This is a genomic window from Streptomyces sp. Isolate_45 (assembly GCF_024721315.2).
In the GTDB taxonomy this organism is placed as follows: Bacteria; Actinomycetota; Actinomycetes; order Streptomycetales; family Streptomycetaceae; genus Streptomyces.
Window position 1 is genome coordinate 1 of the sequence record NZ_JANFAK020000056.1, and the last position, 16,845, is coordinate 16,845.

Below are 16,845 nucleotides of genomic sequence, written 5' to 3' on the forward strand. Positions count from 1 at the left end.
CCCCCCCCCCCCCCCCCCCCCCCCCCCCCCCCCCCCCCCCCCCCCCCCCCCCCCCCCCCCCCCCCCCCCCCGATTCTTGTCGGCATCCTGACGCCGGATCCGGGGTCAGCCCGCGTGGACGTGGGGGCGGCGGGTGCGGTCCGGTTCGGCCTCGCGGATGACCTCGCGGGTGACGGGGGCGACCTCTCCCTGTCCGAACAGGAAGAAGCGGAAGAAGTTGGCGAACGGGTTGCCCTCGGTCCACTCGAAGTAGATGTGCGGCCGCTGGCCGGTCGCGTCGCGTACGTGGAGGAGGAGGGCGGCCAACGCGTTGGGGATGCTGGAGCTCTCCAGGGTCAGGACGCGGTAGCGGTCATGGAGCACTTCGCCGCGTACGCGCATGCCGGATTCGAACTCGGAGGCGTCCAGGACGGTGACCTCCACGAACATCACGTCGTCCCCGGCGGGGATGTCGTTGTCCGCGCGGATCTGTTCCTTCTTCTGCCGGTACTCCTCGCGGTCCCGGTTGTCGGGCTCGTTCGCGATGAAACGGATCGTGCGGTTGGCGGTGTCGCGGATGAACCGCTGGGCCATGTCGTCGAACTCCACGTGCGTGACGCGCAGCTCGAAGACGCGGGCGAGACGGGAGAGGAGGGACAGGGCCATGATGCCGGCGATGAAGCAGGCGCCGATCTTCACGCCGTCGGGGCGTTCGACAATGTTGACCGCAGTCGTGTAGATGAAGACCGCCGAGATGATGCCGAAGCCGATCGTCCAGCCCCGCTCCCCCGCCCGCCTGGCGGCGATGGTGACGGCGACCGCCGCCGAGGTGATCAGGACGAGGACACCGGTGGCGTATGCGCCACCCTGGGCGTCGACGTCGGCGTCGAAGATCCAGGTGACGAGGAACGCGACGAGGGTGAACACGATGACCATGGGGCGCAGGGCGCGGGCCCAGTGCGGGGCCATGCCGTAACGGGGCAGGTAGCGCGGCATCAGGTTGAGCAGGCCCGCCATCGCGGAGGAGCCGGCGAACCACAGGATCAGGATCGTGGAGATGTCATAGACCGTACCGAAGGCGGAGCCCAGATAGTCGTGCGCCAGGTAGGCCAGCGCGCGTCCGTTGGCCTCGCCGCCCGGCTGGAACTGGGCGGCCGGGATCAGCAGGGTCGTGATCAGGCTGGAGCAGATCAGGAAGACGCTCATGATGACGGCTGCCGTGGTCAGCAACTTCTTCGCACCACGGATCCGGCCTGCGGGCTTCGCAGCCGTGTCGTCGGGATCGCCCTTCACGTGCGGCATGACCGCCACACCCGTCTCGAAGCCTGACAGACCCAGCGCCAGCTTCGGGAACACGACGAGCGCGATGGCGATCATCATGAACGGATTGCCGTGCTCGGTGGTCAACGCCTCCGTCCAGTCGGTGATGACCTGTGGTGCGGTGAACACGTGCCACAGCCCGACCGCCACAACGACCACGTTCAAGCCGAGATACGTGAAGACGAGGACCACCGCGACGCCGATGGCCTCGCTGAACCCCTTGAGGAACACGGCCCCGAGGAGCGCGATCATGATGAGGGTGATCAGCACTTCATGGCCGTGCAGGGTGCTGGTGAGGTGCGGGTTCTCCACCAGGTGCGCGGTGGCGTCCGCCGCCGAGAGGGTGATGGTGATGAGGAAGTCGGTGGCGGCGAACCCGAGGAGGGTCAGGACGAACAGCTTGCCCTTCCAGAACGTCAGCAGCCGCTCCAGCATGGCGATGGAGCCCTCGCCGTGCGGGCTCTCCTCTGCCACGCGCCGGTAGACGGGCAGCGCTCCGAAGAGGGTGAGCAGCACGAGCACGATGGTCGCCAACGGTGACAGCAGCCCGGCCGCGAGGAACGCGATGCCGGGCTGATAGCCGAGGGTGGAGAAGTAGTCGAGACCCGTCAGGCACATGACCCGCCACCACGGCCGTCCGTGCGGCTGGGCGGCCGCCTCCTTGGCGGCGGGCGAACTGTTCTCGGCGGTCAAGCCTTCCAGCATCCACGCGCGCAGGCGTGACGTGCGGGCAGGGGTGGCCATCTTGGGGGCCTCCTGTCGTACGGAAAAGAATCAGCCATCGACATCGACGGCCGAGTCAGCGTACGCAGCGAGATCCCTTTTACGCGGGAGTGAGGCAATACTGACGCGTCCTTAACGCGGACGAACCAGATGAGTGGCGGGGGCGATCAGCCGAGGCCGGGGACGGTGGACACCAGGAGGTCGATGAGCTTGATGCCGACGAAGGGCAGGACCAGGCCGCCGAGGCCGTAGACGCCGAGGTTGCGGCGCAGGAGGTCGTGCGCGGAAGCGGGCTTGTAGCGGACGCCGCGCAGGGCGAGCGGGATCAGGGCGACGATGATCAGCGCGTTGAAGATGATCGCCGAGGTGATCGCGGACGTCGGGCTGCTCAGGCCCATGATGTTGAGGGTTTCGAGCCCGGGGTAGGCCGCGGTGAACATGGCCGGAATGATCGCGAAGTACTTCGCGACGTCGTTCGTGATCGAGAAGGTCGTCAGGGCGCCCCGGGTGATGAGGAGTTGCTTGCCGATCTCGACGATCTCGATGAGCTTGGTGGGGTTGGAGTCGAGGTCGACCATGTTCCCGGCCTCCTTGGCGGCCGAGGTGCCGGTGTTCATGGCTACGCCGACATCAGCCTGTGCGAGGGCCGGGGCGTCGTTCGTGCCGTCGCCGGTCATCGCGACGAGCTTGCCGCCGGCCTGCTCCCGCTTGATGAGGGCCATCTTGTCCTCGGGTGTGGCCTCGGCGAGGTACTCGTCCACGCCTGCCTCGGCGGCGATGGCGCGGGCCGTCAGCTCGTTGTCGCCCGTGACCATGACCGTACGGATCCCCATGGCCCGGAGTTCCGCGAAGCGCTCCCGGATGCCGTCCTTCACGACGTCCTTCAGGTGGATGATGCCGAGGACACGCGGGCCGTCCCAGTCGTGGACCGCGACCAGCAGCGGGGTTCCGCCGGACTGCGAGACCTGAGCGGACCAGGCAGCGGCCTCCGCCTGTACGGTCCCGCCGCGCATCACCACCCAGTCCATGACCTCCACCACCGCGCCCTTGCGGATGGCGCAGCCGGCGCCGTTGTCCCAGCTCAGGTTGACGCCGCTCATCCGGGTGCGGGCGGTGAACTCGGTGAAGCGGGGGTTGCTGAGGTCCTCGGCGGCGGCCGGCTGGAGTCCGTACCGCTGGGCCAGAGCGACGACGGATCGCCCTTCGGGGGTCTCGTCGGCGAGAGAGGACAGTTGGGCGGCGTCGGCCAGCTTGGTGTGGTCGGTCCCCGGGAGCGGGATGAACTCGACCGCCTGGCGGTTGCCGTGGGTGATGGTGCCGGTCTTGTCGAGGAGGAGGGTGTCCACGTCGCCCGCGGCCTCGACGGCGCGGCCGCTCAGCGCGATGACGTTGCGCTGGACGAGGCGGTCCATGCCGGCGATGCCGATCGCGGAGAGCAGGGCGCCGATGGTGGTGGGGATGAGGGTGACGAGGAGGGCGACCAGCACGGTCGTCGACTGGGCGGCTCCCGCATGGGCGGCCATCGGCTGGATGCTGACCACGATCAGAATGAAGATCACGGTCAGGGCCGCCAGCAGGATGTTCAGCGCGATCTCGTTCGGGGTCTTCTGCCGGGACGCGCCCTCGACCAGGGCGATCATGCGCTCGATGAAACTGTTCCCCGGGCGCGAGGTGACCCGCACGACGATCGAGTCGGAGAGGACCGTCGTACCACCGGTCACCGAGGTCCGGTCACCGCCCGACTCCCGCAGGACCGGGGCCGATTCACCGGTGACGGCCGACTCGTCCACCATCGCCGCCCCGTCGACGACGTCCCCGTCGGCCGGGATCGATTCGCCGGCCTCGACGAGCACGAAGTCGAAGGGCTGGAGCTCGGCCGGGGTCACCACCTCGGTCTCGGCGCGGCGCAGGTTCGCGCCGTACGTCCAGTGGTTCAGGCGCAGCGCAACAGTCTCCGTGCGCGTCTTGCGCAGCGACTCGGCCTGGGCGCGGCCGCGGCCTTCGGCGACGGCTTCGGCGAGATTGGCGAAGAGGACCGTCAGCCAGAGCCAGACGCTGATCACCCAGGTGAAGACGGAGGGGTGGATCAGCGCGGAGAGCGTGGTGAGGAGCGATCCGACGGCGACGACGAACAGCACCGGCTTCTTGATCAGTTCACGCGGGTGCAGCTTGGCAACGGCCTCCCGGGCCGAGGCGGCGAGGAGTTCGGGCTCCAGCACGTTCGCCTGGCCGGCGCGTTTCCGGGACGGACGGTTGACCGGAGTCCGCGGAGGTGTGCCGAGACCCGGGGGAACGTGCTGCGCGGCGGCGGTAGGCATGGAGCGACCTTCTGACGAGATCGATGGGGTGCGGGGTGCGGGAGAGGGGTGTCGCCGCCGGGAACCGTCTCGCATGGACCCCCTCGGCCGTCATGTGAGTGATCGAGGTCCCCGGCGGCGCAACAGGCAGGAAACTACTGCCCGTTCATGGGTGATCCCCCATCCGGGCGGGGGAATTTGCACCTTCTTGACGGCGGCGCACGAGGCGCGTCAGGTCGCCGTCAAAGGCGCGTCAACGCAGGTCGGCGTGCGTCGTCGGTGATGCGGAAGCGCAGTCGGCAGATGACGGCGTCCGTGTCGCGGCGTACGGCGTGGGCGACGACCGAGCCGCGCTGGTTCTGGAGCATCCGCTGCCACAGGTGGGCGGGCTCGATCTCCGGGATGAGGACGGTCACCTGGGCGTCCGGGTGCGTCCGGGCCAGTTCGCGCACGTAGGCCGACACGGGCCGGCCGAGCGAGCGGCTCTGCGAGGTGATCTCGGTCAGCTCGACACCGGGTTTCCACAACTCCCAGTCACGGCGGAGCGCTTCGGCTGCCTGCCGGTCCTCCGGAGCGGAGTGCGTGATGGTCACGGCACGGACCTCGTCGCCGAGCGAGCGGGCGGCGGTGAGCGCCTGACGGGTCAGGCGGGAGAGCCCGGAAACGGGTACCACGACCAGTGAGCGGGTGCGGTGCGGCGGCTGCGGGATGCGGCCGAGTTCCAGGCGTTCGCCGATCTGCGCGTACGCACGGCGCACCTTCTCGAAGCCGAGGACGAGCAGCGGCAGGGCGAGCACGATCAGCCAGGCGCCCTCGGTGAACTTGGTGGCGGTCACGACGACTGCCGCGACGCCGGTGAGCAGGGCACCGAAGCCGTTGAGGACGGCCTTCGCCCGCCGGTCCTTGGGGCGCTCGCCGAACCAGTGCCGGACCATGCCGACCTGGCAGATGGTGAAGCCGACGAAGACGCCGATCGCGAAGAGCGGGACAAGGGTGTTGGTGTCGCCGCCGGAGAACACCAGTAGGACACCCGATACGAGCGCCAGCCACACGACCCCGTGGCGGTGCACCTGGCGGTCCGCCTTGAGGGCGAAGACGTGCGGCAGGTAGTTGTCGCGGGCGAGCAGGCTCATGAGCACCGGAAGCCCGCCGAAGGAGGTGTTCGCGGCCAGCGCCAGCAGCACCATGGTCGCGAACTGGACGACGTAGAAGGCCGCGTTGTGGCCGAAGGAGGCGTCCGCGAGCTGGGCAAGGACGGTCACGCCCCCGACCGGCTGGAGGTGGAAACGGCCGATCAGCACCGACAGCCCGATCAGCATGACGCCGAGCAGGGCACCGAGGGCGACCTCGGTGCGCTGGGCGCGCCGGGCGGCCGGGGCCCGGAAGGACGGCACGGCGTTGGCGACCGCCTCGACGCCCGTCAGGGCGGAGCAGCCGGCCGCGAAGGCCTTCAGCAGCAGGAGCGCGCCGATCGCGGTGGCTCCCTCCCCCAGGGCGGATGGGTGTCCGGCGGCCGAGGCGGTGCTCACCGGACCGTCGCGGAAGAGCCCGACCGCGACCATGGTCAGGATCGACCCGACGAAGACGGCCGTCGGGACGAGGAAGGCCTTGGCGGAATCGACGACACCCCGCAGGTTCACCGCCGTGACCAGGACCAGGATCCCGAGGCAGATCCAGACCCGCTCGCCGTACAGCTCGGGAAAGGCCGAGGTCAGCGCGGCGACGCCGGCGGTGACGGAGACGGCCACGTTCAGGACGTAGTCAAGGATCAGCGAGGCCGCGGCCACCAGGCTCGTACGTCGGCCCAGGTGCTTCTTGGCAACGGCGTACGAACCGCCGCCGTCCGGGAACGCCGCGATCACCTGCCGGTACGAGGCCACCAGTACGGCGAGCAGCGCCGCGATCGCCAGGGTTACGGGGAGGGTGAACCCCAGGCCGTAGGCACCGGCCGCCGCCAGGACCAGCACGATCGACTCGGGCCCGTAGGCGACGGAGGCCATCGCGTCCAGCGACAGCGCGGCCAGGCCCTGGAGGGCGGTCAGCCGGTGCCGGTCCCCCGCGGCGGGCGCCGCGACGCCGGTATCAGGAGGTTCCTCCGTGCTCGGCGCCTGTCCTGCCGCGGCCGGCTTTCGCATGTGCATAGCCATCTTCGCTGTTTCCTCCGTTGGGCAAAGTGAGGACAGCGTCCGGACGTCGTGGCCGGATGACCATGGTGTTTGGCGTGATCCATACGCCCACCGGCCCACTCTTCACGCGTTCCTGACGCCGGGGCCCGAATGCCGTATGAGGTGCGTCAAGAGCCCGCCAGGGTGCGTGGCTGCGCCGGCGTCCGGGGGCACGCTGGAAGTGGGCGACGCAGCCCGAGCTCACACACCGAAGGAGAAGCAGCGGATGGACGCGGAAAACGTGGTCGGGCTCATCGTGGCCCTCGCCCTGCTCGGCTATCTCGTGGCGGCTCTGATCAGGCCCGAGAAGTTCTGATCCGATGCTCTGCCCTCCGGACAGGAGGCTTCACATGTCCGGGTACCGACTCCACGACTCCGCCGCCCTGCCGGCGGGGCTCGTGGCCCCCTTCCTCGTGGCGCTCGCGCTCGTGCCGTTCCGCACGGAGCTCTCCGCGACGAACGAGGCTCTGATCATGGTCGTCGTGGTGGTCGCGGTCGCCGCGCTCGGTACCCGGGTGGGGCTCCCCGGACGCCCCCTGCCGCCCGAAGGGGCCCGCCTGGTGTCCGTCGCCCCGGCCACGCGGGCAGGCGCCGCCCTGGACACGGCCGGCCTGTCCCACCAGGGCTGATCTGCGATTCACGGCCTCGCGCGTCAGGACGGCGTCAAGAGTTCCCCGGCGTCCGTATGGAGGCCGTCAAGGCGTCTTAACGCCGGGCTGAAGACACGGTTATCTCGTTATCGGCCGTCTGGCCGATTCATTACTTCCCTCTTCATCCAGGAGCTCACGATGGCCGATCTGGCCTTCGTCGTCACCACGCTCGCGGTGTTCGCGCTGGTGGCCTTCATCGCCCGGGGGGTGACCAAGCTGTGACGGTCGAGAACATCGTCGGCCTGCTGGTCGCCGTCTCCCTGCTCGGTTACCTCGTCCTCGCCCTCGTGTACCCGGAGAGGTTCTGAGCACTGACATGAGCCCCGTAACCGCTGGAGTGCTCCAGCTCCTCGCGCTGATCGCCGCGCTCGCGCTGGCCTACCGCCCGCTGGGCGACCACATGGCCAAGGTCTACTCCTCGGAGAAGCACTACCGCGCGGAGAAGTGGATCTACAAAGCCATCGGCGCCAACCCGTCGGCCGAGATGCGCTGGCCCGCCTACCTGCGCGCCGTCCTCGCCTTCTCGGCCGCGAGCGTCCTGTTCCTGTACCTGATGCAGCGCGTGCAGGGCAGCCTGCCGGGCTCGCTCGGCTTCTCCTCGATCGACCCGGACCAGGCGTTCAACACCGCCGCGTCGTTCGTCGCCAACACCAACTGGCAGTCGTACTACGGCGAGCAGGCCATGGGCCACGTCGTTCAGACCGGCGGCCTCGCGGTGCAGAACTTCGTCTCCGCCGCAGTCGGCATGGCCGTCGCGGTGGCACTCGTAAGGGGGTTCGCGCGTTCCCGCACCGGTGAGCTGGGCAACTTCTGGTCCGACCTGGTCCGCGGCACCGTCCGCATCCTGCTCCCGATCTCGGTGATCGGCGCGATCGTGCTGGTCGCCTGCGGCGCCATCCAGAACTTCTCCGGCATCCACGAGGTCGGCCAGTTCCTGGGCGGCACACAGCAGTGGAACGGCGGGGCCGTGGCCTCGCAGGAAGTCATCAAGGAACTGGGTACGAACGGCGGCGGCTACTTCAACGCCAACTCCGCCCACCCCTTCGAGAACCCCACCCCCTTCTCGAACCTCTTCGAGATCTTCCTGATCCTGCTCATCCCGTTCGCGTTGACCCGCACCTTCGGGCGCATGGTCGGCAACCTGCGCCAGGGGTACGCGATCCTCGCGACGATGGGCATCATCTGGATCGCCTTCACCGCGCTGATGATGTGGACCGAGTTCGCCCACCACGGCCCGGCGTTCGACGTCGCCGGTGGGGCGATGGAGGGCAAGGAGACGCGCTTCGGGGTCGGCGGTTCGTCGATCTTCGCCGTCGCGACCACCCTCACCTCCACGGGCGCGGTCAACTCCTTCCACTCCTCCTACACCGGGCTCGGCGGCGGCATCGCGATGCTGGGCATGCAGCTCGGCGAGATCGCGCCCGGCGGTGTCGGCTCCGGCCTCTACGGCATGCTGATCATGGCGATCATCGCGGTGTTCATCGCCGGCCTGATGGTCGGCCGGACCCCCGAGTACCTGGGCAAGAAGATCGGCACCCAGCAGATCAAGCTCGCGGCCTGCTACATCCTCATCACCCCGGCCCTGGTCCTCGGCTTCACCGCGGCGGCCATGGCGCTGGACACCCCGGCGAACTCGATGACGAACTCGGGCGCGCACGGATTCTCCGAGATCCTCTACGCCTACACCTCGGGCGCCAACAACAACGGCTCCGCCTTCGCCGGCCTCAACGCCGACACGCAGTGGTTCAACAGCACCATCGGCATCGCGATGCTGCTGGGCCGCTTCCTTCCCATGGTGTTCGTGCTGGCCCTCGCCGGTTCGCTGGCCGAGCAGAAGCCCGTACCGGAGACGGCCGGCACCCTGCGCACGGACAAGCCGCTCTACGCGGGCCTGCTCGTCGGCACGATCCTGATCATCACCGGTCTGACCTACTTCCCGGCCCTCGCGCTGGGACCGCTCGCCGAAGGGCTCGCCTCATGAGCACCGCCACCCGGACCCGTGCTCCGCACGACGACCTGCCCACCGGCCACAAGCCGCCTGCCGGCCGCGTCGGCGGGGGGCTGTTCGACCCCAAGGCGCTACTGAGGTCCTTCCCGGACGCCGTGCGCAAGCTCGACCCCCGCGTCATGATCAAGTCCCCGGTCATGTTCGTGGTCCTGATCGGCTCGGTCGTGACGACCGTCCTGGCGGTCAAGGATCCGACGGACTGGTTCGGCTGGGCCATCACCGGCTGGCTGTGGCTGACCACGATCTTCGCCAACCTTGCGGAGGCCGTCGCCGAAGGCCGCGGCAAGGCGCAGGCCGACACCCTGCGCAAGGCCAAGACCGACTCCGTCGCGCGCCGCCTGAGCAAGGACGGCCGGAGCGAGGAACAGGTCCCGGGAGCCGAGCTGCGCATCGGTGACCTGGTGGTCTGCGAGGCCGGGGACGTCATCCCCGGCGACGGTGACGTGGTCCAAGGCGTCGCGTCCGTCGACGAGTCCGCCATCACCGGCGAGTCCGCGCCGGTCATCCGCGAGTCCGGCGGCGACCGCTCGGCCGTCACCGGCGGTACGAAGGTCCTCTCCGACCGGATCGTCATCAAGATCACGACGAAGCCCGGCGAGACCTTCATCGACCGCATGATCGCCCTGGTGGAGGGCGCGGCCCGGCAGAAGACGCCCAACGAGATCGCGCTGAACATCCTGCTCGCCTCGCTGACCATCGTCTTCCTGCTGGCCGTGGTGACCCTGCAGCCGTTCGCGATCTACGCGGGCGCCGAGCAGTCGATGATCGTGCTGACGGCCCTGCTGGTCTGCCTGATCCCGACCACGATCGGCGCGCTGCTCTCCGCCATCGGTATCGCGGGCATGGACCGGCTCGTGCAGCGCAACGTCCTCGCGATGAGCGGTCGTGCGGTGGAAGCCGCCGGCGACGTCTCCACCCTGCTGCTCGACAAGACCGGCACCATCACCCTCGGCAACCGCCAGGCCTCCGAGTTCGTCCCGGTCAAGGGCACCACGGACGCCGAACTGGCCGACGCCGCCCAGTTGTCCTCCCTCGCCGACGAGACCCCCGAGGGCCGCTCCATCGTGGTCCTGGCGAAGGAGAAGTACGGGCTGCGCGAGCGCCACCAGGGCGAGCCGGCGCACGCCGAGTGGATCGCGTTCACCGCCCAGACCCGCATGTCGGGTGTCGACGTGGACGGCAAGCAGACCCGCAAGGGCGCGGCCGGATCGGTCATCACCTGGGTGCGGGAACAGGGCGGCCAGGTCTCCGACGACGCCGACCTCCTCGCCAACCGGATCTCGGAAGCCGGCGGCACCCCGCTGCTGGTCGCCGTCAAGGACGACGAGGGTGCCCGGGTCCTGGGCGTCATCCACCTCAAGGACGTCGTGAAGGAGGGCATGCGCGAACGCTTCGACGAGCTGCGGCGCATGGGCATCAAGACCATCATGATCACCGGTGACAACCCGCTCACCGCCAAGGCCATCGCCGAAGAGGCCGGTGTCGACGACTTCCTCGCCGAGGCCACCCCCGAGGACAAGATGGCCCTCATCAAGCGGGAGCAGGCCGGCGGCAAGCTCGTCGCGATGACCGGCGACGGCACGAACGACGCCCCGGCCCTCGCACAGGCCGATGTCGGCGTAGCCATGAACACCGGCACCTCGGCCGCCAAGGAGGCCGGGAACATGGTGGACCTCGACTCCAACCCCACCAAGCTCATCGAGATCGTGGAGATCGGCAAGCAATTGCTGATCACCCGCGGCGCGCTGACCACGTTCTCCATCGCCAACGACGTCGCCAAGTACTTCGCGATCATCCCGGCCATGTTCGCCGTGGTCCACCCGGGCCTCGACAAGCTCAACATCATGGGCCTGCACTCGCCGGAGTCGGCGATCCTCTCCGCCGTCATCTTCAACGCGCTGATCATCATCGCGCTCGTCCCGCTCGCCCTCAAGGGCGTCCAGTACCGGCCCACCAGCGCCGACAGGATGCTCCGCCGCAACATCGGGATCTACGGACTCGGCGGCCTCGTCGCCCCGTTCATCGGCATCAAGCTCATCGACCTGCTCATCTCCCTCATCCCCGGAATCGGCTGATCTGCGATGAACAACTCTGTAGGAAACGCGGCACGGTTGCTCGGGGCGGGCCTGCGCGCCCTGCTCGTCCTGACCGTGCTCTGCGGGGTCATCTACCCGCTCGCCGTCACCGGGATCGCCCAGGCCCTGTTCAGCGACAAGGCCAACGGCTCCGAGATCAAGGACAAGAGCGGCCAGGTCGTCGGCTCCTCCCTCATCGGGCAGACGTACAACCTCCCGAAGACCGATCCGAACGACGCCGAGGAGGCGGCCCGGCCGGACCTGAAGTGGTTCCAGCCGCGCCCCTCCAACGGCCTCGGGAGCAACAGCGTCAACACGCGGTACTCGCTGATCCTGTCCGGAGCCACCAACCGGTCCGCCGACAACGGCGCGGTCAACGGCCAGTGCACCAAGGACGCCGAGGAAGGCACCCTCTGCGCCCAGGTCGTCGCCGCCAAGGAAGCCGTCATCGCGGACAACTCCACAGCCGGGTACCAGGTCAAGCCGCAGGACGTCCCCGCCGACGCCGTCACCTCCTCCGGCTCCGGCCTCGACCCGAACATCTCCCCCGAGTACGCCAAGCTCCAGGTCCACCGGGTCGCCGAGCAGAACAAGCTCGACGTCAAGCAGGTCGAGAAGCTCGTGGCCGACCACACCACCGGCCGCGCCCTCGGCTTCATGGGCGAACCGCGCGTCAACGCCCTCGAACTCAACATCGCCCTGAAGGCGCTCTCCAAGAGCTGATGTTCCACAACGCACGTCTCCGGGAGCCGGCGGGGCGCGCCGCTCCCCCGGCCCCCGGCCGGGGGCCGGCAACGCACCGTCGGCTCCCGCCGTGTCCGTACCGAAGGAAGGGCTGCACACCGATGACCCGGGTGCTGGTGGTGGAGGACGATCCTCAGCTCGTCCGCGCGCTGAGGATCAATTTCCAGGCGCGCAAGTTCGAGGTCGAGGAGGCCGGCGACGGCGGATCGGCCCTCCGGCTCGCGGCGGCGCGTAAGCCGGACGTCATATTGCTGGACCTCGGCCTGCCCGACATGGACGGCATCGACGTCATCAAGGGCGTCCGCGGCTGGAGCAAGGTCCCCATCCTGGTCCTCTCCGCACGCCACACCTCCGAGGACAAGATCCGGGCCCTGGACGCCGGCGCCGACGACTACGTGACGAAACCGTTCAGCATGGACGAGCTCTTGGCACGCCTCCGAGCGGCCACCCGTAGACAGGAGGCCCCGGCGGCCTCGCAGGCCACCGAGGTCTCCGTCGTCACGACCGCCGGGTTCACCATCGACCTGGCCGCGAAGAAGGTGCGGCGGGGCGAGCGCGGCGTGCGGCTCACGCCGACCGAATGGCACCTGCTGGAGATCCTCATCACCCACCCCGGTCGTCTGATCACCCAGAGCAGACTGCTGCTGGAGGTGTGGGGGCCGATGTACGGGGAGAACACCAACTACCTGCGCGTCTACATGGCCCAGCTCCGGCGCAAACTGGAAGCGGACCCCTCCCACCCCCGTTATCTGATCACCGAACCCGGTATGGGATACCGCTTCGAACCCTGATCGCCACCCCCCTTCCCACCAAGAAGAAGAGACGGAACATGGGACGCGGCAAGCTCCGCATCTACCTCGGCGCGGCGCCGGGCGTCGGCAAGACGTACGCCATGCTGTCCGAGGCGCACCGCCGGATCGAGCGGGGCACGGACTGCGTCGTCGGCTTCGTCGAGCACCATTCCAGGCCCCGCACCGAGGTGATGCTGCACGGCCTGGAACTGGTCGAACGGCGCGAGATCGAGTACCGGGGCTCCACCTTCACCGAGATGGACGTGGACGCGATCCTGTCGCGGCGCCCGGCAGTGGCGCTGGTGGACGAGTTGGCGCACACCAACGTCCCTGGATCCCGCAACGCCAAGCGGTGGCAGGACGTTGAGGAGCTCCTCCAGGCCGGCATCGACGTCGTGTCCACCGTCAACATCCAGCACCTGGAGTCGCTGGGCGACGTGGTCGAGACGATCACCGGTGTGCGGCAGCGCGAGACCGTCCCGGACGAGGTGGCGCGGCGCGCCGACCAGATCGAGCTGGTCGACATGTCGCCGCAGGCGCTGCGCCGCCGGATGGCCCACGGCAACGTCTACAAGCCCGACAAGGTCGACGCGGCCCTCTCCAACTACTTCCGCCCCGGCAACCTGACCGCCCTGCGCGAGCTCGCGCTGCTCTGGGTCGCCGACCGCGTGGACGAGTACCTGCAGGAGTACCGGGGCGAGCACAACATTCGCTCCACCTGGCAGGCCCGCGAACGCATCGTCGTCGGCCTGACCGGTGGCCCGGAGGGCCGTACGCTCATCCGCCGCGCGGCCCGCCTCGCCGAGAAGGGGGCGGGCGGCGAGGTCCTGGCCGTCTACATCGCCGCCAGCGACGGCCTCACCTCCGCCTCCCCCAAGGAACTCGCCGTCCAGCGGACGCTGGTCGAGGACCTCGGCGGCACTTTCCACCACGTCATAGGCGACAACGTCCCTGACGCGGTGCTGGAGTTCGCCCGCGGGTGCAACGCCACCCAGATCGTGCTGGGCGTCAGCCGCAGACGGTCGTGGCAGTCCGTCTTCAGCCCCGGTGTCAGCGCCACGGTCGCCCGCGAATCCGGCCCGGACCTCGACGTCCACATCGTCACCCACGACGAGGCCGCCAAGGGCCGACGCACCCTGCCCGTCGCACGGGGCGCACGCCTCGGCCGCTCCCGCATCATCTGGGGCTGGCTCACCGGCATCGCCGGGCCCGCGCTGCTCGCCGTCCTGCTCAACCTGGTCGTGCCGGACCTGGGCCTGGCCAACGACATGCTGCTCTTCCTGACCTTCACGGTGGCGGCGGCACTGCTCGGCGGGCTGCTCCCCGCACTGGCCTCGGCAGCGTTCGGCTCCCTGTTGCTGAACTACTTCTTCACCCCGCCGCTGCACGAGTTCACCGTCTCCGACCCGAAGAACATCGTCGCCATCGCCATCTTCGTCGGTGTGGCGGTGTCCGTCGCCTCGGTGGTCGACCTGGCCGCCCGGCGCACCCACCAGGCCGCCCGGCTGCGCGCCGAGTCGGAAGTCCTCTCCTTCCTCGCCGGCAGCGTCCTGCGCGGCGAGAACTCCCTCGACGCCCTCCTTGAACGCCTGCGCGAGACCTTCGCCATGCAGTCGGTCGCCCTCCTGGAGCGCACCAGCGAAGTCGACCCCTGGACCACGGCTGCTTCCGTGGGCACCAGCCCGGTCGGACGTCCGGAGGAGGCGGACGTGGATCTGCCCATGGGCGACGACATGGCCCTCGCTCTCACCGGCCGGGTGCTGCCCGCCGAGGACCGCCGTGTCCTCGGTGCCTTCGCCGCACAGGCGGCCGTGGTCCTCGACCGCCGGCGCCTCGTCGACGAGGCCGAGAAGTCACGGGCGCTCGCCGAGGGCAACCGCATCCGCACCGCCCTCCTGGCCGCCGTCAGCCACGACCTGCGGACCCCGCTCGCCGGCATCAAGGCCTCCGTCACCTCCCTCCGCTCGGCCGACGTCGAGTGGTCCGAGGAAGACCGGGCCGAGCTCCTCGAAGGCATCGAGGACGGTGCCGACCGCCTCGCCGCCCTCATCGGGAACCTGCTCGACATGTCCCGTCTCAACACCGGCACCGTCGTCCCGCTGATCCGCGAGACGGACCTCGACGAGGTGGTCCCGATGGCCCTGGGCGGCGTTCCGGAGGACAGCGTCGACCTGGACATCCCCGAGACGCTCCCGATGATCGCCGTCGACCGCGGTCTGCTGGAACGGGCCGTCGCCAACATCGTCGAGAACGCCGTGAAGTACAGCCCCGACGGCCGGCCCGTCCACGTGTCCGCCAGCGCCCTCGGCAAGCGGGTCGAACTGCGGGTCGTCGACCGCGGGCCCGGGGTCCCGGACGAGGCCAAGGACCGGATCTTCGAGCCCTTCCAGCGCCACGGCGACGCTCCACGGGGCGCCGGGGTCGGGCTCGGCCTCGCCGTCGCCCGCGGCTTCACGGAGGCCATCGGCGGCACCCTCACGGCAGAGGACACTCCCGGCGGCGGCCTCACCATGGTCATCACCCTCCCCACGGCGGGCAGCGCTCCCCCGGTCAGCGCGGAACTTCCGACCTCGGCGGTCACCTGACTCCGTGCCGCCGGCGGAGGGGCGGCGTTCGTGGCCGGCGGGCCCCGACCATGTCGGGGAATTCGTGGCTTGCTCGGTGGGCGGGGGCAGCGCGCCGCCGGTACCGTTCAGCCTGCCCCGCCCCCGCCTCGTCACCTCGCTCCTATACGGTGCGCCGGTAGATCTGCCGGAGTGTGGTCGGGGAGCGAACGATGGGTGCGGTATCGGAGCCTGCGGGCACGGGCGAGTTGAAGCGGCACCTGGGTGTGTTCGACGCCGTGGTGATCGGTCTGGGGGCGATGATCGGGGCGGGCGTCTTCGCTGCCCTGGCCCCTGCGGCCGGCGCGGCCGGGTCGGGGCTGCTGCTCGCCCTGGCGCCGGCCGCGGTGGTGGCGTACTGCAACGCGACGTCCTCGGCCCGCCTGGCCGCCCGCCACCCCGCCTCGGGAGGAACGTACGTCTACGGTCGGGAGCGGCTGGGCGAGTTCTGGGGCTACCTCGCCGGATGGGCGTTCGTGGTCGGCAAGACCGCCTCTTGCGCCGCCGTGGCACTTACCGTCGGGTCCTACGTATGGCCCGATCAGGCACACGCGGTGGCGGTCGCAGCCGTGGTCGCGTTGACCGCCGTCAACTACGCGGGGGTGCAGAAGTCCGCCTGGCTCACCCGGGCCATCGTCGCCATCGTCCTGGCCGTCCTGGCCGCGGTGGTCGTCGTCTCCGTCACCGGCGGCGACGTGGACACCACCCGGCTCGCCATCGGTGACGACGCGACGTTCGGCGGGGTGCTCCAAGCAGCGGGCCTGCTGTTCTTCGCCTTCGCCGGATACGCCCGCATCGCCACGCTCGGGGAAGAGGTCCACGACCCCGCCCGCACGATTCCGCGGGCCATCCCGATCGCTCTCGGCATCGCCCTCGCCGTCTACGCTGCCGTGACCGTCGCCGTCCTGGTCGCGCTGGGCCCACGGGAACTGGCCGACGCCACGGCTCCGTTGTCGGATGCCGTACGGGCCGCGGGCGCGGACTGGCTGGCGCCGGTCGTGCGGGTGGGCGCGGCCGTGGCCGCACTCGGCTCGCTCCTCGCCCTGATCCTCGGGGTCTCGCGCACGACCCTGGCCATGGCCCGCGACCGGCATCTGCCACACGCCCTGTCCGCCGTGCACCCGAAGTTCCAGGTGCCGCACCGTGCCGAACTGGTGGTCGGCGCCGTCGTGGCCGTGCTCGCCGCGAGTGTCGACGTACGCGGGGCGATCGGGTTCTCCTCCTTCGGCGTGCTCGCCTACTACGCCATTGCCAACGCTTCCGCTTGGACCCTCACCCCGGAGGAGGGCCGACCGGCGCGGATCATTCCGGTCGTCGGACTGGCCGGCTGCCTCGTCCTCGCCTTCGCCCTCCCGGCCTCCTCGGTGATCTCAGGGGCCACCGTTCTCGCAGCGGGCGCCGCTGCCTACGGAATACGCCGCGCGGTGACCGCCCGCAGAGCATGACCCACGGAGCTGGACCGCATGTCTATCCGCTCCGGTCAGCCGGCT

General features: G+C 69.7%; 12 protein-coding genes. 9 read left to right on the plus strand and 3 right to left on the minus strand.

Annotated elements, in window-relative coordinates:
• Positions 1-105: 105 nt before the first annotated feature.
• From NOD94_RS19500 to NOD94_RS19510, 3 genes are all read right to left on the minus strand, one after another.
• Positions 106-2,043 carry an amino acid transporter gene (locus tag NOD94_RS19500; RefSeq protein WP_281207265.1) on the minus strand — a complete coding sequence of 646 codons (1,938 nt, stop codon included), beginning with the start codon at positions 2,041-2,043 and terminating at the stop codon, positions 106-108.
• Between the two features lie 146 nt (positions 2,044-2,189).
• Positions 2,190-4,340, minus strand: coding sequence for a potassium-transporting ATPase subunit KdpB (gene kdpB, locus NOD94_RS19505; RefSeq protein WP_281207266.1), 2,151 nt, complete (start codon positions 4,338-4,340; stop codon positions 2,190-2,192).
• 221 nt (positions 4,341-4,561) lie between these two features.
• Positions 4,562-6,466, minus strand: coding sequence for an APC family permease (locus NOD94_RS19510; RefSeq protein WP_281207267.1), 1,905 nt, complete (start codon positions 6,464-6,466; stop codon positions 4,562-4,564).
• Positions 6,467-6,710: 244 nt separating this feature from the next.
• Here NOD94_RS19510 and kdpF (NOD94_RS19515) point away from each other — a divergent pair, with 244 nt between their 5' ends.
• From kdpF (NOD94_RS19515) to NOD94_RS19555, 9 genes are all read left to right on the plus strand, one after another.
• Complete coding sequence (gene kdpF / locus NOD94_RS19515) at positions 6,711-6,800, plus strand: K(+)-transporting ATPase subunit F (RefSeq protein WP_267724319.1); 90 nt, start codon at positions 6,711-6,713, stop codon at positions 6,798-6,800.
• A 34-nt stretch (positions 6,801-6,834) separates the two neighbouring features.
• Complete coding sequence (locus NOD94_RS19520) at positions 6,835-7,113, plus strand: hypothetical protein (protein ID WP_281207268.1); 279 nt, start codon at positions 6,835-6,837, stop codon at positions 7,111-7,113.
• A gap of 239 nt (positions 7,114-7,352) precedes the next feature.
• Entirely contained in the window at positions 7,353-7,442 is a 90-nt protein-coding gene (gene kdpF / locus NOD94_RS19525) for a K(+)-transporting ATPase subunit F (protein WP_037633766.1), read from the plus strand.
• 8 nt (positions 7,443-7,450) lie between these two features.
• Positions 7,451-9,115, plus strand: a complete 1,665-nt coding sequence (gene kdpA, locus NOD94_RS19530; RefSeq protein WP_281207269.1) for a potassium-transporting ATPase subunit KdpA — start codon at positions 7,451-7,453, stop codon at positions 9,113-9,115.
• The gene (gene kdpB, locus NOD94_RS19535) at positions 9,112-11,217 is read left to right on the plus strand and encodes a potassium-transporting ATPase subunit KdpB (RefSeq protein ID WP_281207270.1); all 2,106 of its coding nucleotides are present in this window, start codon (positions 9,112-9,114) and stop codon (positions 11,215-11,217) included. Before kdpA ends, kdpB (NOD94_RS19535) begins: the two co-directional genes overlap by 4 nt.
• Before the next feature lie 6 nt (positions 11,218-11,223).
• Complete coding sequence (locus NOD94_RS19540; RefSeq protein ID WP_281207271.1) at positions 11,224-11,940, plus strand: potassium-transporting ATPase subunit C; 717 nt, start codon at positions 11,224-11,226, stop codon at positions 11,938-11,940.
• 122 nt (positions 11,941-12,062) lie between these two features.
• Entirely contained in the window at positions 12,063-12,752 is a 690-nt protein-coding gene (locus tag NOD94_RS19545; protein WP_281207272.1) for a response regulator, read from the plus strand.
• Between the two features lie 38 nt (positions 12,753-12,790).
• Positions 12,791-15,337, plus strand: a complete 2,547-nt coding sequence (locus NOD94_RS19550) for a sensor histidine kinase KdpD (RefSeq protein ID WP_281207273.1) — start codon at positions 12,791-12,793, stop codon at positions 15,335-15,337.
• 191 nt (positions 15,338-15,528) lie between these two features.
• A complete protein-coding gene (locus tag NOD94_RS19555) occupies positions 15,529-16,800 on the plus strand; it encodes an APC family permease (RefSeq protein ID WP_281207274.1) in 1,272 nt (423 codons plus the stop codon).
• Positions 16,801-16,845 lie beyond the last annotated feature (45 nt).